The sequence below is a fragment of the Streptomyces sp. NPDC002795 genome (genome assembly GCF_042888725.1).
Classification (GTDB): Bacteria; Actinomycetota; Actinomycetes; order Streptomycetales; family Streptomycetaceae; genus Streptomyces.
In genome coordinates this window covers 81,774-102,024 of sequence record NZ_JBIAQB010000007.1, presented here as the reverse complement: position 1 = coordinate 102,024, position 20,251 = coordinate 81,774, and the positions used below count along the sequence as shown (strand labels likewise).

Here is a 20,251-nt window from a genome sequence, read left to right as displayed (position 1 = left end):
GGTCACAGCACTCCCATAGGGCGAGACACGTGACCCGGCGGCCCAGTACGACCGATAAACTGTTCCCGGACGGTGCCGGGCGCAGCCCCCCGCACCAACCGTCAAATGATCAGCCAGCAGCCGCTGCAACCACAGGGAGCGTTGTGTCCCGTCGCCTGTTCACCTCGGAGTCCGTTACCGAGGGTCACCCCGACAAGATCGCTGACCAGATCAGCGACACCATTCTCGACGCGCTGCTCCGCGAGGACCCGACGTCCCGCGTCGCCGTCGAGACGCTGATCACCACCGGCCAGGTGCACGTGGCCGGCGAGGTCACCACCAAGGCGTACGCCCCGATCGCGCAGCTCGTGCGCGACAAGATCCTCGAGATCGGCTACGACTCGTCGAAGAAGGGCTTCGACGGCGCGTCCTGCGGCGTCTCGGTCTCCATCGGCTCGCAGTCGCCCGACATCGCGCAGGGCGTCGACACGGCGTACGAGAAGCGCGTCGAGGGCGACGAGGACGAGCTCGACAAGCAGGGCGCGGGCGACCAGGGCCTGATGTTCGGCTACGCGTGCGACGAGACGCCGGAGCTCATGCCGCTCCCGATCCACCTCGCGCACCGCCTCTCGCGCCGCCTCTCCGAGGTGCGCAAGAACGGGACGATCCCCTACCTGCGCCCCGACGGCAAGACCCAGGTCACCATCGAGTACGACGGCGACAAGGCGGTCCGCCTGGACACCGTCGTGGTCTCCTCGCAGCACGCGAGCGACATCGACCTGGACTCGCTTCTCGCCCCCGACATCCGCGAGTTCGTGGTGGAGCCGGAGCTGAAGGCGCTGCTCGACGACGGCATCAAGCTGGAGACCGACAGCTACCGCCTGCTGGTCAACCCGACCGGCCGCTTCGAGATCGGCGGCCCGATGGGCGACGCCGGTCTGACCGGCCGCAAGATCATCATCGACACGTACGGCGGCTACGCCCGCCACGGCGGCGGCGCCTTCTCCGGCAAGGACCCGTCCAAGGTCGACCGCTCGGCCGCGTACGCGATGCGCTGGGTCGCCAAGAACGTCGTGGCCGCGGGTCTCGCCGCGCGCTGCGAGGTCCAGGTCGCGTACGCGATCGGCAAGGCCGAGCCGGTGGGTCTCTTCGTGGAGACCTTCGGTACGGCGACGGTCGACACGGACAAGATCGAGGCCGCGATCTCCGAGGTCTTCGACCTCCGCCCGGCCGCGATCATCCGCGACCTCGACCTGCTCCGCCCGATCTACTCCCAGACGGCCGCGTACGGTCACTTCGGTCGCGCGCTGGCCGACTTCACGTGGGAGAAGACGGACCGCGTGGACGCGCTGCGCAAGGCCGCCGGCCTGTAGGCCCCGCGTCACTGATCGGCCCGTGGGGCCCGGTTCTCCTTGGGGAGGGCCGGGCCCCTTCGGCGTTCGTGGGCCGCTTCGGGGCGGGCCCGGTGTCAGTCCCCTCTGGTAGGAATGCACGTGTGAGCAGCGAGAACGACAGGGGCGACGAGGGCGGGGAGCCGGAGCAGCTTGCGTTGATCCGGGAGAGCGTGCGGGCTGCCAAGAAGCCGAAGGCGAAGCCGCGGACGTGGCGGGGGGCGCCGCTGGCCGAGGAACTGCCGGTGGCGCGGGTGCTCGTGGACAAGGGGGTGCTGCATCTCGACCGGTACTTCGAGTACGCGGTGCCGAAAGAGCTGGACGCCGCGGCGCAGCCGGGCGTGCGGGTCCGGGTGCGGTTCGGGGCGGGGAACCGGAACGTGCGGGACGGGCGGCGTGAAGGCGGCGGGCTGATCGACGGGTTCCTTGTCGAGCGGGTGGCCGAGGCCGAATATCAGGGGCCGCTTGCCGCGCTCGCGCAGATCGTGTCGCCCGAGCCCGTGCTGGACGCGGAGCTGCTCGGGCTGACCCGGGCCGTCGCCGACCGGTACGCGGGGAGCCTCGCCGATGTGCTGCAGCTCGCGATTCCGCCGCGGCACGCCAAGGCCGAGGCCCGGGAGTTCGCTGCTCCCCCCGCGCCGCCTGAGGCTCCCGAGACCGGTTCCTGGGCGCGGTACGAGCGGGGGGCCGATTTCCTGGCCGCGCTGTCGGCGGGCGGCTCGCCGCGAGCGGTGTGGACCGCGCTGCCCGGGCCCGAGTGGGCCGATGAGATCGCCCGGGCCGTGCGGGCGACGCTCGCATCGGGGCGGGGGGCCCTGGTCGTCGTGCCGACCGTGCGGCTCGCGGCGCGCGTCGATGCCGCGCTGCGGGAGGAGCTGGGGGAGGGGCAGCACGCGCTGCTGACGGCTGAGGCCGGGCAGCAGCGGCGGTATTCCGAGTGGCTTGCCGTGCGGCGGGGGACCGTACGGGCCGTCGTGGGGACGCGGGCGGCCATGTTCGCTCCCGTACGGGATCTGGGACTTGTCGTGGTGTGGGAGGACGGGGACCAGCACCACAGCGATGATCACGCTCCCTTCCCGCACGTGCGGGAGGTCCTGGAGCTGCGGGCCACGCGCGACAAGTGCGCGTTCCTGCTGGGCAGTTGGAGCTGTACGGTCGAGGCCGCCCAGCTGGTGCGCAGCGGGTGGGCAGCCGCCGTGAGCGCGCCGCGGGACGTCGTACGGCGGGTCGCTCCGCTCGTCCGCACCGTGGGGGACCGGGATGTGGCGCGCGACGAGGCGGCGCGGGCTGCCCGGTTGCCGAGTCTCGCGTGGGAGGTGGCGCGGACCGCGTTGCGCGAGGGGCCTGTGCTGGTGCAGGTGCCGAGGCGGGGGTACGTTCCGCGGCTCGCGTGCCAGCGGTGTCGTGAGCCCGCCCGCTGCCGGCAGTGCGCCGGGCCGCTGGAGGCGCGGGAGGCGTCCGGCGTGCTCGCGTGTGGGTGGTGCGGGCGCGAGGAAGGGCGCTGGCAGTGCGCCGAGTGCGGGGGAACGCGGTTGCGGGCGCAGGTCGTCGGGGCGCGGCGCACCGCCGAGGAGTTGGGGCGGGCGTTCTCCACTGTGCCGGTGCGGACGTCGGGGCGGGAGCAGGTGCTCGACACGGTTCCGGGGACGCCCGCGCTCGTCGTGAGCACACCCGGGGCCGAGCCGGTCGCCGAGGGCGGCTACGCGGCGGCGCTGCTGCTCGACGGATGGGCGATGCTGGGGCGGGCCGATCTGCGGGCGGGGGAGGAGGCGCTGCGGCGCTGGATCGCGGCGTCCGCGCTGGTGCGGCCGCAGGAGGTGGGGGGCGCGGTGGTCGTGGTCGCCGAGCCCACGCTGCGGCCGGTGCAGGCGCTGGTGCGGTGGGACCCCGTGGGGCATGCCGTGCGGGAGCTCGCGGACCGGGCCGAGCTCGGGTTTCCGCCCGTGTCGCGGATGGCGGCGGTGACGGGGACGGCGGAGGCGGTCGCCGGGTTCATGGCGGCGGTGGAACTCCCGGGGGACGCGGAGGTGTTGGGGCCCGTGCCGGTGCCCGAGGCGATACCGGGTGCGGGGCGGCGGGGCGGCGGGCCGCCGGCCGGGGAGCAGTGGGAGCGGGTGCTGGTGCGGGTGCCGCCGGGGAGCGGCTCCGTGCTCGCGCGCGCCCTGAAGCAGGCGCAGGCGGCGCGGATGGCGCGGGGGGCGGGCGAGCCTGTTCGCGTCCGCGTGGATCCGCTCGACATCGGGTGAGCGGGGGCTTCTGGTCGGCCGTGGCTGACGCCGATTGTGGGTGTGCGCGGCACCGGGGTGCCGCCTTGCCCACGCTGCCGCCCGGTGGGGTCTCCCCTGCTCGGAGCTTGTCGGAGAGCTTGGGGACGGCAGATTGCCCAAGGCGGGGCGGGGAGTCGGAAGTAGCGCTGCCTCCCCGTGCGCGGACGGGCGTACGGGGAGGCAGTGGTCTGCGGGGCGTGGTGGCTCAGCCGTGGCGCGGGCCGGGGAAGGTGGTGGGGCGCGAGTCGTCGCGCAGGCCCGTGGTGACCGCGGTCGGCTGGGCGGGCAGCGCGCGGGCGGCGGGGACCGACGGCAGCGGGCCCGCTCCCATCGGCACGGGGGGCCGCGTGGCCTGCGCCGAGGACGGTACGGCGGACACCGGCGAGCCCGGGATCTCCGCCCCGCGCTCGGCCTCGGCCGCGGCCTGGGTGACCGCCCTGCGCGCCCCGTACCTGCGGTGGACCGCCTGCTTGGTGACGCCGAGCGCGGAGCCCACCGCGTCCCACGAGAAGCCCAGCGAACGGTCGAAGTCCACGGCTGCGGTGACCAACGTCTCGACGCTGTCGCGCAGTTCCTGGGCGAGACGGACGGTGGGGGCGGGCGCCCTCCCGTAGACGACGAACCCCGCGGAGGGGCCTGAGCGGCGCGGGCGGTACACGTTGCCCAGCTGTGCGGTGAGGGTGCGCAGCGCGTCCACCTGACGGCGGACCCGCTCGATGTCCCGCACAAGAAGATGCAGGCTGGCCCGTGCCTGGGCGTCGTGGGTTGCGTGGTCGGCCATGAACAAGCCTCTCGAACCGGCGATGAAAAAGGGATCGGGCCACGCTCGCGTCAAGCGACACCGACGAAGACGAGTGAACGATGACGGAAGACTGATTGCGGCCCATGACTGGTCAACTCTTTCTTGACCAACGCGTCATCCGGTGAGTGGTCACGCTGTTCGGGCGCATCCGCATATGCGCGGGGCGCACGTCAGAACGTGCGCCCCGTACGCGCCCGTCACTCGGCACCCATAGACTGGTGCGCTGCCCTTGACCCTGCCCCGAGAGGCCGTAAGCCACCGATGAAGCTCGTCTTCGCAGGCACCCCCGAGGTCGCCGTTCCCGCCCTGGACGCCCTGATCGCCTCCGGCCGGCACGAGGTCGCCGCGGTCGTCACCCGGCCCGACGCACCGGCGGGGCGCGGCCGTCACCTGGTCGCGAGCCCGGTCGCCCAGCGGGCCGAGGAGGCCGGCATCGAGGTGCTCAAGCCGGCCAAGCCGCGCGACGAGGAGTTCCTGGCGAGGCTGCGGGAGATCGCTCCCGACTGCTGCCCGGTCGTCGCGTACGGGGCGCTGCTGCCGAAGGTGGCGCTCGACGTGCCCGCCCACGGCTGGGTCAATCTGCACTTCTCGCTGCTGCCCGCGTGGCGGGGCGCCGCGCCCGTGCAGCACGCGGTGATGGCCGGTGACGAGATCACCGGCGCGTCCACGTTCCTCATCGAGGAGGGGCTCGACTCCGGGCCCGTGTACGGGACGGTGACCGAGGCGGTCCGTGCCACCGACACCAGCGGCGACCTGCTGACCCGGCTCGCGTTCGCGGGCGCCGGGCTGCTCTCCGCGACGATGGACGGGATCGAGGACGGCACGGTCGAGGCCGTGCCGCAGCCCGCCGACGGCATCACCCTCGCGCCGAAGATCAACGTGGAGGACGCCCGCATCGACTGGAGCGCGCCCGCCCTGCGGGTCGACCGGGTCGTCCGTGGCTGCACGCCCGCGCCGGGTGCCTGGACCGAGTTCCGCGGCGAGCGGCTCAAGGTGCGTACGGCCGTCCTCGCGCCCGACCGGACCGACCTGGCGCCGGGTGAGATCGGCGCGGGCAAGAAGAACCTCTACGTAGGCACCGGTTCGCACGCCGTCGAGCTGCTCTGGGTGCAGGCGCAGGGCAAGAAGCCGATGGCCGCCGCGGACTGGGCGCGGGGCACCCGGATCACCGAGGGCGAGACCCTGGGCTGACGGGCCCACCAGGACCGTTGTCGGGGCCGCGACGTACCCTGGGAGGGAACATCTCGGCGTACGCCCCGTGCGTGGCGCCCGTACGATCCCAGCAGCGGAGCACCTTTGAGCGACCAGCCCGGCCGGCCCCCTCGTAAGCCCGGCAAGCCCCACCGCCGTCCCAAGAAGGACGCCGTGCGCATCCTCGCCTTCGAGGCGCTGCGTGCGGTGGACGAGCGGGACGCGTACGCGAACCTCGTGCTGCCGCCGCTGCTGCGCAAGGCCCGCGAGAAGGGCGACTTCGACGTGCGGGACGCCGCGCTCGCGACCGAGCTCGTGTACGGCACGCTGCGCAGGCAGGGGACGTACGACGCGATCGTGTCCGCCTGTATCGACCGGCCGCTGCGGGAGGTCGACCCGCCGGTTCTCGATGTGCTCAACCTCGGTGTGCATCAGCTGCTCGGTACGCGGATCCCGACGCACGCCGCCGTGTCCGCTTCGGTCGAGCTGGCGCGCGTCGTGCTCGGTGACGGGCGGGCCAAGTTCGTCAACGCCGTGCTGCGGAAGGTCTCGCAGCACGACCTCGACGCGTGGGTCGAGCGGGTCGCGCCGCCGTACGACGACGATCCCGACGACCATCTGGCCGTGGTGCATTCGCATCCGCGATGGGTTGTCTCTGCCCTGTGGGACTCGCTGGGCGGCGGACGTGCCGGGATCGAGGATCTGCTGGAGGCCGACAACGAGCGGCCCGAGGTGACGCTCGTGGCGCGGCCCGGGCGGACCACGGCCGAGGCCGTACTCGCCGAGGTGGGCGAGGAGTCGGGGCTTCCCGGGCGCTGGTCGCCGTACGCCGTGCGGCTCGCCGAGGGTGGTGAGCCGGGCTCGTTCGACGTCGTGCGGTCGGGGCGGGCCGGAGTGCAGGACGAGGGCAGCCAGCTGGTGGCCATCGCACTCGCGAACGTTCCGGTCGAGGGGCGCGACGAGAAGTGGCTCGACGGTTGCGCGGGTCCGGGCGGCAAGGCGGCCATGCTCGCCGGGCTCGCCGCCGAGCGCGGGGCGACACTGCTCGCGTCGGAGAAGCAGCCGCACCGGGCCGGGCTCGTCGCGAAGGCGCTGGCCGGGAACCCGGGGCCCTACCAGGTGATCGCCGCGGACGGGACGCGGCCGCCGTGGGGTCCCGAGACGTTCGACCGGATCCTGATGGACGTGCCCTGTACGGGACTTGGCGCGCTGCGGCGGCGCCCGGAGGCGCGGTGGCGGCGGCGTCCCGAGGACCTGGAGGGGTTCGCTCCGCTGCAACGGGACCTGCTGCGCAAGGCGTTGGAGTCCGTGCGGGTGGGGGGTGTCGTGGGGTACGCGACGTGCTCGCCGCATCTCGCGGAGACGCGGGCGGTCGTGGGTGACGTGCTGAAGAAGTTCGGCGGGGCGGAACTTGTCGACGCGCGGCCGTTGTTCGAGGGGGTGCCGGCGTTGGGGGAGGGGCCGGATGTGCAGTTGTGGCCGCATTTGCATGGGACCGATGCGATGTATTTGGCGTTGGTTCGGCGTACGGCGTGAGTTGTGTTGCGGTAGTCCGGGGTTGACGACTCGGGGCGCTGCCCCGGACCCCGCGCCTCAATCGCCGGCGGGGCTTGGAAGCCTCAATCGCCGGCGGGGCTTGATCGCAGTTTGTTCGGCCACCAGACCTTGTCGCCCGCATCCAGGAACAGGGACGTCACCAGGATCGACCTGACGACGAACGTGTCCAGGAGGACGCCCACCGCCACCGCGAAGCCGATCTCCGCGAAGGCGACCATGGGGAGCGTGCCGAGGGCCGCGAACGTGCCCGCGAGGACCAGGCCCGCCGACGTGATCACCGCGCCGGTCGCGGCCAGGCCCGTGACGACGCCGGAGCGTGTGCCCAGGCGCGCGGCCTCCTCACGGATGCGGGTCGTGAGGAAGATGTTGTAGTCGATGCCGAGCGCCACCAGGAACACGAAGACGAACAGCGGGAAGTCCGTCGACTCGCCCGCGTAGTCGAAGAGGTGACGGAAGACCAGCGCGCTGATGCCGAGGGCCGCGGCGAAGGACAGGACGACCGTCGCGATCAGCAACAGGGGCGCCACCAGGGCGCGTAGCAGAAGCCCCAGGATCAGCAGGACGACCACCAGGACCAGCGGGATCACCAGCTTGTTGTCGTGCGTGGTCGCCCGCTCCATGTCGAGCAGCGCCGCCGTGCCGCCGCCCACCTTCGCCTCCGCGCCGGTCACGTCGTGCACCGCGGACCGGACCCGGTCCACCGTGTCCTTGGCGGCCTGGCTGTCGGACGGCGCGGTCGTCGTCGCCTCGAAGAGGATCCGGCCGTCCGCCGCGGGCTTCGTGTTCGGTGGCACACCGATGCTGCCGCGGACGATGCCCTTCGTCGTGGCGACCGCGCGCCGCACCTGCTCGCCCTGCGCCTCGTTCGCGACGATGACCAGCGGGTCGCCGGTGCCCGCGGGGAAGTACTCGGCGGAGATCTCCTGTCCCACGATGGAGTCGGGTTTGTCGGTGAACGAGTCGGCGTTGCTGATGCCCTCCGCCTTCAGCTGGATCAGACCGAGGGAGAGCAGCGCGAGCGCCGCCGCCGTCACGATCCACACCAGGCGCGGGCGGCGCGCGATCTTCTGTCCGGTACGCGCCCACACGCCCCGCTCGGTGGGCTCCGGCGAGCCGAGGTGCGGGACCACCGGCCAGAACAGCCAGCGGCCGAAGATCACCAGGAGGGCGGGGAACAGCGTCAGCATCGCGAGCAGGGCGACGGCGACGCCGATCGCCGAGACCGGGCCGAGGCCCCGCGTCGAGTTCATGTCGGCCGTCAGCAGGACCAGCATGCTCAGGACGACGGTCGCGCCCGACGCGAGCACCGCGGGGCCCGCCCGGTGCAGGGCAAGCGCCATCGCCTCGTGGCGGTCCTCGTGCCTGCGCAGCTCCTCGCGGTAGCGGGCGACGAGCAGCAGCGCGTAGTCCGTCCCCGCGCCGAACACGAGGACGGTGAGGATGCCCGCGCTCTGCCCGTTCACGGTGAGCCCCGCGTGCTGGGCGAGGAGATAGATCAGCGCCTGCGCCGTGAACAGCGCCGCCACCACGCTCAGCACCGGTACGAGCAACAGGGAGGGGCTGCGGTACGTGCACAGCAGGATCACGATCACGATGCCGAGCGCCGAGAGGAGGAGCGTCGAGTCGATGCCCTCGAACGCCTCGGAGAAGTCCGCAGAGGTGCCGCCGGGCCCCGTGACGTGGACCCGCAGGCCGTCCGCCGACGTGCCGCTGCGGTCACGGATGGAGTCCACGGCGGGCCCGATCCGCTCCCAGCCCTTCGCGTCCATCGTGATCGGGACGTAGATCTGGGCCGCCGAAGGCCCGGACCGCTTGTCGAAGACCGGGCCGCGGGCCTCGGTGCCCCGCACGCCATGGGCGCTCAGCTGCTTGAGCTGGGAGACGTCCTTGGCGATCCGGGCCCGGTCCGCGCCGGTGAGCCCGCCCTCGCGCGCGTAGACCACCACGGCCGGGATGGTCTCCGGCCTGAAGTCCTTGGACAGGTCGAGGACTTGAGTGGACTCCGCGGAGCCGGGCAGCCAGGACTGCGCGTCATTGTCCTGCGCGTCGGTGAGCTTCTGGGCGAGCGGCGCCGTCCCAACGATGACGACCAGCCACAGCAGCAGCACCAGCCACTTGCTGCGCCGCCCGCACACCAGCCACGCGACACCGCGGCGTCCGGGCGCCTTACCCACCGTGCTCTGCTCGTCCGCCATGGGGTCCCCCGCTGCGTCGTGCGCGGTGCTTGCTCTCCCGAGGACCGGCCCGTCAGGCCGGGCCCTCCTGCGAGCCGCCAAGAATGGCACGGGCGGGCACGGCTCGGTATCGGTCTCAGGGATGGAGCCGGACCGAGGCGGAGCGGGGGCCCGGGGCATGGCACGCTTGGGGCATGGCCGTGCAGATCAACCCCAGCATCCTGTCCGCGGACTTCGCCCGCCTTGCCGACGAGGCAAAGGCCGCCGAAGGCGCCGATTGGCTCCATGTCGACGTCATGGACAACCACTTCGTCCCGAACCTGACCCTCGGGGTTCCGGTCGTAGAGTCGCTGGCGCGCGCGACGGACACGCCGTTGGACTGCCATCTGATGATCGAGGACCCCGATCGCTGGGCCCCCCAGTACGTCGAAGCGGGTGCCGGATCCGTCACCTTCCACGCGGAGGCGGCCGCCGCCCCCGTCCGGCTCGCGCGTGAGATCCGCGCCAAGGGTGCCCGCGCCTCGATGGCCCTGAAGCCCGGGACGCCGATCGAGCCGTACGAGGATCTGCTGCCCGAGCTCGACATGCTGCTGATCATGACGGTTGAGCCGGGATTCGGCGGGCAGGCGTTCCTGGACATCATGTTGCCCAAGATCCGCCGCACCCGTGAGCTGATCGGGAAGCACGGTCTGGAGCTGTGGCTCCAGGTCGACGGCGGAGTGTCCGCCGCGACGATCGAGCGGTGCGCCGAGGCGGGCGCCGACGTGTTCGTAGCCGGTTCGGCCGTCTACGGGGCGAAGGACCCGGCGGAGGCGGTACGTGCACTGCGCACCCAGGCGGAAGGCGCTACAGCGTCCGCGGCCTGGGCGTGCGACCACTGAGCCACGGGCACGTGAACGGCGCCCATCGGGGCTGATCAACCGCGTCGGATCTGCAAGGATGAACGGCGTATCCAGGTGTGAGCAGTGCTCGATTCGTGAGCAGCAGTCGATTTCGTGACGTAAGAGAAGTTTTCGTGACGTAAGAGAAGTGAGGAGAACGCCGTGTCCGCATCATCGGCGGGACGGGCGGCCCTGCGGATGGGCCCCGCGGAGCTGGTGCAGGCGGCGGCCATGGCCCGTCGCTTCTACCTCGAGAACAAGTCCAAGATCCAGATCGCCGAGGAGTTCGGCGTGAGCCGCTTCAAGGTGGCGCGGGTCCTTGAGACCGCCCTCGAGCGGGATCTCGTACGCATCGAGATCCGAGTCCCCGCCGAGCTGGACGCCGAGCGTTCCGACGCGCTGCGGGCCCGCTACGGGCTGCGCCACGCGGTCGTCGTCGAGTCGCCCCCCGATGTCGACGAGTCGCCCGACCCGGAGAACCTCGGCGAGGTCGCCGCCGATCTGCTCGGCGAGCTGGTCACCGAGGGCGATGTGCTCGGCCTCGCGTGGGGCCGCTCCACCATCCACATGGCGGCGGCCCTCGACCGGCTTCCGCCGTGCACCGTGGTGCAGTTGACCGGCGTGTACGACGCGGGGACCGCGGAGCGCGGCTCCGTGGAGGCCGTGCGGCGTGCCGCGCAGGTCTCCGGCGGTGACGCCCACCCGATCTACGCGCCCATGCTGCTGCCGGACGCCGCGACGGCGTCGGCGCTGCGCAACCAGACGGGGATCGCCCGCGCCTTCGAGTACTTCGACAAGGTCACCGTCGCGTGCGTGTCCATCGGTTCGTGGGAGCCGGGCATCTCGACCGTGCACGACATGCTGAGCGACGAGGAGCGCGCGCACTACGCGTCCCTGGGTGTGGCCGCCGAGATGTCCGCGCACCTCTTCGACGCGCAGGGCCGCAGGGTCGGGCGCGACCTGGGCGAGCGGTGCATCACCGTCGAGGCGGATCGCCTCCGGCGGATACCGGAAGTCGTCGCGATCGCGGGTGGGCAGCGGAAGGCTGCCGCCATTGACGCGGTGCTGCGGTCGGGGCTTGTGACCAGTCTGGTCACGGACACGGCCGCGGCGGACTTCTTGTTGGCGGCTGGGTCTGCGCCCAAGCCGGCGTTGCAGCGGGCGGATCCCGACGGAGTGTGAGCCGGAGGCGGGGTTGACGTCGCGGGGCGCTGCCCCGGACCCCGCGCCTCAATCGCCGGCGGGGCTTGAAATGGCTCGATCGGCGGCGGGGCCTGAAGTGGAGGATTCGGTGGGTGTGCGGCGGATTGATCTTCATGGCGTCGTCGACAAGGACGCGTTCATGGACCGGTGTGCCGCCGCGCTCGGGCTGCCGTCGTGGTTCGGGCGGAACTGGGACGCGTTGGCCGATGCCCTCAGCGATCCGGGGCAGCTGCCCGAAGGGCCCGAGGGCGGCGCGCTCGTCGTGGTCGTGACCGGGTGGGCCGGGTTCGAGGAGCGGCAGCCGGAGCAGTGGGAGATCGCCCGTGACGTGTTCGCGCGGGCGTCGGCCGCGCGGATCCGGTTCGAGCTTGGATCATCATCCAAGCAAGACCCCTGACCTTGGGATGTTCGGCCTGAAGACGCGGATTCAGCCGACATGGGAAAATGAAGTACGTGCTTTGTGCTCCGGGAGCAGACTCCGGGAGCCCCCTTCTACCGACTGGGATGTCCGCACGTGCGTTTCCTCAATGACATCAAGCCCGCGTACGACCTGACGTACGACGACGTCTTCATGGTGCCGAGCCGGAGCGCCGTCGGCTCCCGGCAGGCCGTGGATCTTTCGGCGCCGGACGGTACGGGCACCACGATCCCGCTGGTCGTCGCCAACATGACCGCGATCGCCGGGCGCCGGATGGCCGAGACCGTCGCCCGCCGCGGTGGACTTGTCGTCATCCCGCAGGACATCCCGATCGAGGTCGTCACCGAGGTCATCTCCTGGGTCAAGACGCGCCACCTGGTGCTCGACACCCCGATCGTCCTCGCGCCGACGCAGACCGTCGCGGACGCCCTGGCGCTGCTCAACAAGCGCGCGCACAACGCCGGTGTCGTCGTCGACGGCGAGCAGCGGCCCGTCGGTGTCGTCACCGACCAGGACCTGACCGGCGTCGACCGCTTCACGCAGCTGTCCGAGGTCATGGCCAAGGACCTGCTGCTGCTCGACGCGGACATCGACCCGCGCGACGCCTTCAACAAGCTGGACGGCGCCAACCGCCGCTACGCCCCGGCCGTGGACAAGGAAGGTCGGCTCGCCGGCATCCTGACGCGTACCGGCGCCCTGCGCGCGACCCTCTACACCCCGGCCACCGACGCCCAGGGCAAGCTGCGCATCGCCGCCGCCGTCGGCATCAACGGCGACGTGGCGGGCAAGGCCAAGCAGCTGCTCGACGCCGGCGCGGACACGCTTGTCATCGACACGGCCCACGGCCACCAGGAATCGATGATCGAGGCGATCAAGAAGGTCCGCGCGCTCGACCCGCAGGTGCCGATCGTCGCGGGCAACATCGTGGCCGCCGAGGGCGTCAAGGACCTGATCGAGGCCGGCGCCGACATCATCAAGGTCGGTGTCGGCCCCGGCGCCATGTGCACCACGCGCATGATGACCGGCGTCGGCCGGCCGCAGTTCTCCGCCGTCCTGGAGTGCGCCGCCGAGGCCAAGAAGTACGGCAAGCACGTGTGGGCCGACGGTGGCGTGCGGCACCCGCGTGACGTCGCCATGGCGCTCGCCGCCGGCGCGTCGAACGTCATGATCGGTTCGTGGTTCGCGGGGACGTACGAGTCCCCGGGCGACCTCCAGCACGACGCCAAGGGCCGCGCCTACAAGGAGTCCTTCGGCATGGCCTCCGCGCGCGCCGTGAAGAACCGGACGAGCGACGAGTCGTCCTACGACCGCGCCCGCAAGGCGCTCTTCGAGGAGGGCATCTCGACCTCACGGATGTTCCTCGACCCGGAGCGTCCGGGTGTCGAGGACCTGATCGACTCGGTCATCGCGGGTGTTCGCTCCTCCTGCACGTACGCCGGTGCCAACTCGCTCGCCGAGTTCGAGCAGCGCGCCACCATCGGCATCCAGTCCGCCGCCGGTTACGCCGAGGGCAAGCCGCTGCACGCCAGCTGGAGCTGACCGCTCCCGCAGCCCGCCGAGAACCCCGCGTCCCTCTCCCGAGGGGCGCGGGGTTTTGTCGATTCCGGTCAATCCGTACGCAATGGATGAAAGCTCGCGCGCAACGATAGTTCGAGTCCGGGGACGTAGCGCAACGATCATGCGCGACTGCGCAAGGTTGCTGCATTACACCTGAGAAGAGAAACCCTCTAGAGTCATCCGCTGTACGTTGCGTGGCGGGGGTTCGGCCTGCTCGGCGGGACCCGTTTGACGGGTGTGCTCCGCCACGTCCCCCTCGCTGCGCTCGACCCCACCCGGCAGCGATCAAGGAGCCAGTCCGTGCTCGATCACGGCGCACCCCCGCGCACCCCGCAAGCCGCCCCCGCATCCGTGGGGTTCGGTTCCCGCCTCATGCGCCGCAAACCGGTGGATCTCCTGGTCGCGGAGGGCGGAAAGGGCGAAGGCGGGTCGCTGCGGCGCTCCCTCGGGCTCTGGCAGCTGACCATGATCAGCATCGGGGCCACGCTCGGCACCGGCATCTTCGTGGTGCTCGGTGAGGCCGTGCCGAAGGCCGGTCCCGCTGTCACGATCTCCTTCGTGATCGCCGGCCTCACCGCGCTCTTCTCGGCGCTCTCGTACGCCGAACTGGCCGGCACCATCCCGGTCGCCGGATCCTCCTACTCGTATGCGTACGCAACGATGGGCGAACTTCTCGCCTGGGTGTGCGGCTGGTGTCTGGTCCTGGAGTACGGGGTCTCGGTCGCCGCGGTCGCCGTCGGCTGGGGCGAGTACCTCAACGAGCTGCTCGACGGGACGATAGGCGTCACCATCCCGGCCGCCCTGTCCGCGCCGCCCGGTGACGGCGGGATCTTCAACCTGCCCGCGCTCATCGTGGTGCTGCTCGCCATGGTGTTCCTGCTGGGCGGCGCCAAGGAGTCCGCGCGGGCCAACACCATCATGGTCGCCGTGAAGATCGCCGCCCTGATCCTCTTCTGCGTCATCGGCTTCATGGGCTTCAAGTCCGGCAACTACGAGGACTTCATGCCGCTCGGCATGGCGGGCGTGAGCGCCGCCGGTGCCACGCTCTTCTTCTCGTACATCGGCTTCGACGCCGCCTCCACCGCCGGTGAGGAGGCGAAGAACCCGCAGCGCGACCTGCCGCGCGCCATCATGCTCTCGCTGATCATCGTCACCGCGCTGTACGTCCTGGTGGCCGCCGTCGCCGTGGGTGCCCGCCGCTGGACGGACTTCACCGACTCCGAGGCGACGCTCGCCGCGATCATGAAGGACGTCACGGGACAGCCCTTCTGGGGCACGGTGCTCGCCGCGGGCGCCGTCATCGCCATCGCGTCCGTCGTGCTGACCGTGCTCTACGGACAGACCCGAGTGCTGTTCGCGATGTCCCGCGACGGCCTCGTGCCCAAGGTGTTCGCCAAGGTGCACCCGAAGACCGGGGCGCCGCGCGCCAACACGGTCATCGTGTCCCTGTTCTGCGGTGTCCTCGCGGCCGCCGTCCCCCTCGGTCAGCTCGCCGACGCCACCAGCATCGGCACGCTCTTCGCGTTCGCCCTGGTCAACATCGCCGTGATCATCCTGCGACGGACCCGCCCCGACATGAAGCGCACCTTCCGCGTGCCGCTGTCGCCGGTCCTGCCGGTCATCGGTTTCGCGCTCTGCGTGTGGATGATGGGCAGCCTGTCCGCGATCACCTGGATTGTCTTCGGTGTCTGGATGGCCGTCGGTCTCGTGTTCTACTTCAGTTACGGGATGCGCCGCTCCCGCCTGGCCGCCCCGGACACAGGCCTCGTAGACGCAGAAAAGTGAACCTCCTGCCTTGCTGAACGATCTCGACGAACGCATCGTGCACGCCCTCGCCGAGGACGCCCGCCGCTCCTACGCCGACATCGGCCAGCAGATCGGCTTGTCCGCGCCCGCCGTGAAGCGCCGCGTGGACCGGCTGCGGGCCACCGGCGCGATCACCGGGTTCACGGTGCGCGTCGACCCGGCCGCGCTCGGCTGGGAGACCGAGGGGTTCATCGAGATGTACTGCCGCTCCAACACCTCGCCGGAGTCGATCCGGCGGGGCCTGGAGCGTTATCCCGAGGTCGTGTCCGCCTCCACCGTCACCGGTGAGGCGGACGCGATCGTCCAGGTCTTCGCCTCCGACATGCGGCACTTCGAGCGGGTACTGGAACGGATCGCGGGGGAGCCGTTCGTCGAGCGGACGAAATCGGTGCTCGTCCTGTCGCCGTTGATGCGGCGTTTCACGTCGGGTTCGCCCGCGTAGCGAGGCGGGAGCGGGGCCCACGGGCTCCGCGCAACGAATCGCCGTCCGGCCGGAAAATCACGCAACGAACAGCTCAGCATCGTGCAACAGGTGCTCCTTGTCCACGGGTGGATGGCGACCGTAGCTTCTAGGTGGCCCAAGAACCCCACCCCGTACCGGTTGAGGACACCCATGCGCACCGCCCTGCTCCAGAGCTCAGGACACCCCGGCTCGACCGCCGCGAACCTCAAGGTTCTCGACGCGGCCGCGGGCCGGGCCGCCGCGGCGGGCGCCGGCATCCTCGTGACCTCGGAGATGTTCCTGACCGGGTACGCGATCGGTGACGACGTGGCCCGGCTCGCCGAGCCCGCCGACGCGGACGCCGCCGACGCGGACGCCGCCGACGCGATCGCCGAGATCGCCCACCAGCACGGCCTGGCCGTCGCCTACGGCTACCCGGAGCGCTCCGGTGACGCCGTCTTCAACTCCGTACAGCTGATCTCCGCCGACGGCGCCCGCCTCGCGAACTACCGCAAGACGCACCTCTTCGGCTGCTTCGAGCGCGAGCAGTTCACGCCCGGTGAGCAGCCGGTCGTCCAGGCCGAGGTGAACGGTCTGCGGGTCGGCCTGATGATCTGCTACGACGTCGAGTTCCCGGAGAACGTCCGGGCGCACGCCCTCGCCGGCACCGACCTGCTCCTCGTACCGACGGCGCAGATGCACCCCTTCCAGTTCGTCGCCGAATCGGTCGTGCCGGTGCGCGCCTTCGAGAACCAGATGTACGTCGCGTACGTCAACCGGGTCGGCGCGGAAGGGGAGTTCGAGTTCGTCGGGCTGTCCACGCTCGCCGGCCCCGACGGGGTGGCCCGCGCCCGCGCGGGGCGTGGCGAGGAGCTGGTGTTCGCCGACGCCGACCCCGGCTTCCTCGCCGCCTCCCGCGCGGCCAACCCGTATCTGAGCGACCGCCGCCCGGCCCTCTACGGCTCGCTCGCCGTCTGAGGCCCGGCCCGCCGCAGCCGCCTCAACTCCCGCTTTCTGCCCAGCACTTCAGTACCCGCAAGGAGTCCGCACCCCATGACGTCCACGGTGCCCACCGCCGCCCAGCACACCGAGGGGCAGCCGCCCATCACGATGTTCGGGCCGGACTTCCCGTACGCGTACGACGATTTCCTCGCCCACCCGGCGGGCCTCGGCCAGATACCCGCGACCGAGCACGGCACCGAGGTCGCGGTCATCGGCGGCGGCCTGTCCGGCATCGTCGCCGCGTACGAGCTGATGAAGATGGGCCTCAAGCCCGTCGTGTACGAGGCCGACCAGATCGGCGGCCGACTGCGTACGGTCGGCTTCGAGGGGACTCCTGCGCAGGCCTCCGGCCTGACCGCCGAGATGGGCGCGATGCGCTTCCCGCCGTCGTCCACGGCGCTCCAGCACTACATCGACATGGTGGACCTGAAGACGAGGGCGTTCCCCAACCCCCTCTCGGAGGCCACGCCCTCGACCGTCGTCGACCTCAAGGGCGAGTCGCACTACGCGGAGACGCTCGCCGATCTGCCGCAGGTGTACCGGGACGTCGCCGAGGCGTGGAACAAGTGCCTCGACGAGGGCGCCGACTTCTCCGACATGAACCAGGCGATGCGCGAACGCGACGTGCCGCGGATCCGCGAGATCTGGGGAAAGCTCGTCGAGAAGCTCGACAACCAGACCTTCTACGGGTTCCTCTGCGAGTCGGAGGCGTTCAAGTCCTTCCGGCACCGGGAGATCTTCGGCCAGGTCGGCTTCGGCACCGGCGGCTGGGACACCGACTTCCCGAACTCCATCCTGGAGATCCTGCGCGTCGTCTACACCGAGGCCGACGACCACCACCGCGGCATCGAGGGCGGCTCGCAGCAGCTGCCGCTGCGCCTGTGGGAGCGCGCGCCGCAGAAGATCGTGCACTGGGCGCCCGGGACCTCGCTGTCCACCCTGCACGTGGACGGCGAGCCGCGCCCGGCCGTCACCCGGATGTCCCGCACCGCAGGCAACCACATCACCGTCACGGACGCCGACGGCGACATCCGTACGTACAAGACGGCGATCTTCACCGCCCAGTCGTGGATGCTGCTGTCCAAGGTGGACTGCGACGACTCGCTCTTCCCGATCGACCACTGGACGGCGATCGAGCGCACGCACTACATGGAGTCCAGCAAGCTGTTCGTGCCGGTCGACCGGCCGTTCTGGCTGGACAAGGCCGCCGACGACAGGGGAAATCCGACCGGGCGTGACGTCATGTCGATGACGCTCACGGACCGCATGACGCGCGGCACGTACCTGCTCGACGACGGTCCCGACAAGCCCGCCACGATCTGCCTCTCCTACACGTGGTGCGACGACAGCCTGAAGTGGCTGCCGCTGTCGGCGAACGAGCGGCTCGAAGTGATGCTGAAGTCGCTCGGCGAGATCTATCCGAAGGTCGACATCCGGGGGCACATCATCGGTAACCCGGTGACCGTGTCCTGGGAGAACGAGCCGTACTTCATGGGCGCGTTCAAGGCGAACCTGCCCGGCCACTACCGCTACCAGCGCCGCCTGTTCACGCACTTCATGCAGGAGACGCTGCCCGAGGACCGGCGGGGCATCTTCCTCGCCGGTGACGACATCTCGTGGACGGCCGGGTGGGCTGAGGGCGCCGTGCAGACCGCGCTGAACGCGGTGTGGGGTGTCATGCACCACCTGGGCGGCAGCACGGACGCGTCGAACCCGGGTCCGGGCGACGTGTTCGAGGAGATCGCGCCGGTGGAGCTCCCGGAGGACTGAGACCGGTCGTCCTAGATCCCGGCCGCGCGCGCCTTCTCGTACAGCTCCGCCGCGACGCCCTTGAGCTCCTCGGCGTCGCGGGCCTGGCCCTGGAGTTCGATCAGGATCTCCTCCAGGCCCACCTCGTCGTGCGCGACCAGGTCCTCCACGATCTGGTCGACGCTGCCCTGGAACGGCCTGCGGTCCTCGCCGGTGAACGGCTCGCGCGTGTAGGCGGCGTTGGCGCGCAGCACCGTTCGCAGCGGAGCGGTGCGGCCGCGCTCCTCGGCGAGCGCCTGGAGGTCGGCCCACTGCTGCTTGAGGCCCTCGGCGCCCATCGCCGCGGGCATCCAGCCGTCCGCCTTGTCGACCAGGCGGCGGGCCGACTTCGGGCTGTTCGCAGGCAGCAGGATCGGTAGCGGTCCTGCCGGCTTGGGGCCGACCACGGACGGCGCGATCGTCGTCAACTCACCCTCGTACGACACGGGATCCGGGCCCCACACCGCGCGGCACACGTCGATCAGCTCGTCCAGCACCTTGCCGCGCCGCTCGAAGGGCGCCACGCCGGCCGCCGCGTACTCGTCGTGCGACCAGCCCGTACCGAGCCCCGCGACCACGCGGCCCCCGCTCGCCGCGTCCAACGAGGCGAGGGAGCGGGCGAGTTGGAAGGGAATGTGCAGCGGCGCCACGAGAACGCTGGTGCCGAGCCGTGCGCGGGACGTCGCGGACGCCGCCAGCGTGAGCGCGACGAGCGGGTCGGCGACCGAGCGGTACTGGTCCGGCCAGGGCAGGCCCGGGATCCCGTACAGACCCTGGGTGGCGGGCTCGGGGTACAGGACCCGCTCGAACACCCACAGACTGTCGTAGCCGATCGCCTCCGCGGCGCGCGCCACGTCCGGCACGTCCCTGCCGATGTCGTACTGCTTCATCTGCGGCAGTCCGAGGCCGAGTCGGGTCGTCGTCATGCTCGTGCTCCTTTGCTCGACAGCGCGGGTCCTTGGGTCAACGCGCCTGCGCGGTACGGATGTTCCCGACGCGTCGGCCGGGTCAGTCGGGCAGCGGGGTGAGCAGCATCCGGCCGACCAGACCCACGGAGGCGTCGAGGCGGTGCGCGAACTCGGCCTCCACGGACGGCAGGTCACGCAGCGCCCACAAGGCGCGCGCCGCTCCCCACGCGCCGTCGCGGGCGCGCTCCAGGCTCCACGCGCCGAGCAGATGGGTCAGTGGATCGGCGACCTGGAGCAGATCGGGGCCCGGCATCAGCTCTTCGCGGATGCGCTCCTCCAGCGATACGAGGAGGTCACCCACGCGCTCGAACTCGTCCTCCAGCGCGTCCGGTTCGCAGTCCAGTGTGCGACACGCGTCCACGACGGCGAGCGCCAGATCGTGCCCGATGTGCGCATTGATGCCCGCCAGCGCGAACTGCAACGGGCGTACGCCGGGATGCCGGCGGAGCTGGAACAGGGGACGCCAGCAGGCGGGCGGGCGCGCGCCGTGGGCCGCCGCGTCGACCGCCACGAGATAGCGCTCGGCGAACCGGACGTCCAGCGTGACCGCCGCTTGCCGGTCGGGGAAGCCGCGCGCGAGGCCCTCGTCGATGGCCCGGTCGATCTCCTCCGTGACGGAGAGATAGACCCGGTTGAAGACGGCCACGCCATCGCGCGGTGGCAGATCCGCGCCGAGCGCGCGCATCCGTGCGATCACGATGTCGACCCCGAGAGCCGGGATCCGGGCCTGTGCGAACCGCTCCAACTGCGCCATGAACGCAGCGTCCCAGCCGTAGCCTTACGCGGACGTCGGCTGGCCGGGGGCTTCCCCAGAACGAGGGAACG

The 20,251-nt window shown here is 71.3% G+C and carries 16 protein-coding genes; 12 read left to right on the top strand and 4 right to left on the bottom strand.

Annotated elements, in window-relative coordinates:
* Window positions 1–143 precede the first annotated feature (143 nt).
* Both metK and ACFYWS_RS21825 read left to right on the top strand, forming a co-directional pair.
* The gene (gene metK, locus ACFYWS_RS21830) at window positions 144–1,352 is read left to right on the top strand and encodes a methionine adenosyltransferase (protein WP_389279094.1); all 1,209 of its coding nucleotides are present in this window, start codon (window positions 144–146) and stop codon (window positions 1,350–1,352) included.
* A gap of 122 nt (window positions 1,353–1,474) precedes the next feature.
* Window positions 1,475–3,616: a primosomal protein N' gene (locus ACFYWS_RS21825; protein ID WP_389279091.1), complete on the top strand. Its 2,142-nt coding sequence runs from the start codon at window positions 1,475–1,477 to the stop codon at window positions 3,614–3,616.
* Between the two features lie 226 nt (window positions 3,617–3,842).
* Here the strand turns inward: ACFYWS_RS21825 and ACFYWS_RS21820 are convergent, their stop codons facing one another.
* Window positions 3,843–4,418 carry a hypothetical protein gene (locus ACFYWS_RS21820; RefSeq protein ID WP_389279088.1) on the bottom strand — a complete coding sequence of 192 codons (576 nt, stop codon included), beginning with the start codon at window positions 4,416–4,418 and terminating at the stop codon, window positions 3,843–3,845.
* A gap of 282 nt (window positions 4,419–4,700) precedes the next feature.
* Between ACFYWS_RS21820 and fmt the strand changes: the two genes are divergently transcribed.
* Both fmt and ACFYWS_RS21810 read left to right on the top strand, forming a co-directional pair.
* The gene (fmt, locus tag ACFYWS_RS21815) at window positions 4,701–5,630 is read left to right on the top strand and encodes a methionyl-tRNA formyltransferase (RefSeq protein ID WP_389279085.1); all 930 of its coding nucleotides are present in this window, start codon (window positions 4,701–4,703) and stop codon (window positions 5,628–5,630) included.
* Window positions 5,631–5,735: 105 nt separating this feature from the next.
* On the top strand, window positions 5,736–7,166 hold the full coding sequence (locus ACFYWS_RS21810) for an RsmB/NOP family class I SAM-dependent RNA methyltransferase (RefSeq protein WP_389279082.1): 1,431 nt from the start codon (window positions 5,736–5,738) through the stop codon (window positions 7,164–7,166).
* Window positions 7,167–7,249: 83 nt separating this feature from the next.
* Here ACFYWS_RS21810 and ACFYWS_RS21805 read toward each other — a convergent pair whose 3' ends face one another.
* Window positions 7,250–9,382: an MMPL family transporter gene (locus tag ACFYWS_RS21805; protein ID WP_389279079.1), complete on the bottom strand. Its 2,133-nt coding sequence runs from the start codon at window positions 9,380–9,382 to the stop codon at window positions 7,250–7,252.
* Window positions 9,383–9,555: 173 nt separating this feature from the next.
* Here ACFYWS_RS21805 and rpe point away from each other — a divergent pair, with 173 nt between their 5' ends.
* The 8 genes from rpe to ACFYWS_RS21765 all read left to right on the top strand — a co-directional run bounded on the left by rpe (window position 9,556) and on the right by ACFYWS_RS21765 (window position 18,440).
* Window positions 9,556–10,242, top strand: coding sequence for a ribulose-phosphate 3-epimerase (rpe, locus tag ACFYWS_RS21800; protein ID WP_326014212.1), 687 nt, complete (start codon window positions 9,556–9,558; stop codon window positions 10,240–10,242).
* A gap of 198 nt (window positions 10,243–10,440) precedes the next feature.
* Window positions 10,441–11,424, top strand: coding sequence for a sugar-binding transcriptional regulator (locus ACFYWS_RS21795; protein ID WP_389279802.1), 984 nt, complete (start codon window positions 10,441–10,443; stop codon window positions 11,422–11,424).
* Window positions 11,425–11,539: 115 nt separating this feature from the next.
* Window positions 11,540–11,842, top strand: coding sequence for a barstar family protein (locus tag ACFYWS_RS21790; protein WP_389279075.1), 303 nt, complete (start codon window positions 11,540–11,542; stop codon window positions 11,840–11,842).
* 117 nt (window positions 11,843–11,959) lie between these two features.
* Window positions 11,960–13,402: a GuaB1 family IMP dehydrogenase-related protein gene (locus ACFYWS_RS21785; RefSeq protein WP_389279072.1), complete on the top strand. Its 1,443-nt coding sequence runs from the start codon at window positions 11,960–11,962 to the stop codon at window positions 13,400–13,402.
* Window positions 13,403–13,720: 318 nt separating this feature from the next.
* Window positions 13,721–15,205 carry an amino acid permease gene (locus ACFYWS_RS21780; protein WP_389279069.1) on the top strand — a complete coding sequence of 495 codons (1,485 nt, stop codon included), beginning with the start codon at window positions 13,721–13,723 and terminating at the stop codon, window positions 15,203–15,205.
* Window positions 15,206–15,215: 10 nt separating this feature from the next.
* Window positions 15,216–15,668 (top strand): Lrp/AsnC family transcriptional regulator, encoded by a 453-nt coding sequence (locus tag ACFYWS_RS21775; RefSeq protein ID WP_389279066.1) that lies wholly within the window; start codon window positions 15,216–15,218, stop codon window positions 15,666–15,668.
* A gap of 171 nt (window positions 15,669–15,839) precedes the next feature.
* Complete coding sequence (locus tag ACFYWS_RS21770; protein WP_389279063.1) at window positions 15,840–16,646, top strand: carbon-nitrogen hydrolase family protein; 807 nt, start codon at window positions 15,840–15,842, stop codon at window positions 16,644–16,646.
* A gap of 75 nt (window positions 16,647–16,721) precedes the next feature.
* On the top strand, window positions 16,722–18,440 hold the full coding sequence (locus ACFYWS_RS21765; RefSeq protein WP_389279060.1) for a flavin monoamine oxidase family protein: 1,719 nt from the start codon (window positions 16,722–16,724) through the stop codon (window positions 18,438–18,440).
* A gap of 11 nt (window positions 18,441–18,451) precedes the next feature.
* On the opposite strand, the gene ACFYWS_RS21760 is transcribed toward ACFYWS_RS21765, so the two are convergent.
* Together ACFYWS_RS21760 and ACFYWS_RS21755 are read right to left on the bottom strand one after the other, a co-directional pair.
* Window positions 18,452–19,384 carry an LLM class F420-dependent oxidoreductase gene (locus ACFYWS_RS21760; protein ID WP_389279057.1) on the bottom strand — a complete coding sequence of 311 codons (933 nt, stop codon included), beginning with the start codon at window positions 19,382–19,384 and terminating at the stop codon, window positions 18,452–18,454.
* A gap of 82 nt (window positions 19,385–19,466) precedes the next feature.
* Window positions 19,467–20,180: a DUF5995 family protein gene (locus ACFYWS_RS21755; RefSeq protein WP_389279054.1), complete on the bottom strand. Its 714-nt coding sequence runs from the start codon at window positions 20,178–20,180 to the stop codon at window positions 19,467–19,469.
* Window positions 20,181–20,251: the final 71 nt, after the last annotated feature.

Bases quoted from the DNA above. Each gene is read 5' to 3' on its own strand.
- ACFYWS_RS21765 (WP_389279060.1), top strand. From the start codon at position 16,722: ATGACGTCCACGGTGCCCACCGCCGCCCAGCACACCGAGGGGCAGCCG.
- ACFYWS_RS21795 (WP_389279802.1), top strand. From the start codon at position 10,441: ATGGGCCCCGCGGAGCTGGTGCAGGCGGCGGCCATGGCCCGTCGCTTC.
- ACFYWS_RS21755 (WP_389279054.1), bottom strand. From the start codon at position 20,180: ATGGCGCAGTTGGAGCGGTTCGCACAGGCCCGGATCCCGGCTCTCGGG.
- rpe (WP_326014212.1), top strand. From the start codon at position 9,556: ATGGCCGTGCAGATCAACCCCAGCATCCTGTCCGCGGACTTCGCCCGC.
- ACFYWS_RS21760 (WP_389279057.1), bottom strand. From the start codon at position 19,384: ATGACGACGACCCGACTCGGCCTCGGACTGCCGCAGATGAAGCAGTAC.
- ACFYWS_RS21820 (WP_389279088.1), bottom strand. From the start codon at position 4,418: ATGGCCGACCACGCAACCCACGACGCCCAGGCACGGGCCAGCCTGCAT.
- ACFYWS_RS21805 (WP_389279079.1), bottom strand. From the start codon at position 9,382: ATGGCGGACGAGCAGAGCACGGTGGGTAAGGCGCCCGGACGCCGCGGT.
- fmt (WP_389279085.1), top strand. From the start codon at position 4,701: ATGAAGCTCGTCTTCGCAGGCACCCCCGAGGTCGCCGTTCCCGCCCTG.
- ACFYWS_RS21770 (WP_389279063.1), top strand. From the start codon at position 15,840: ATGCGCACCGCCCTGCTCCAGAGCTCAGGACACCCCGGCTCGACCGCC.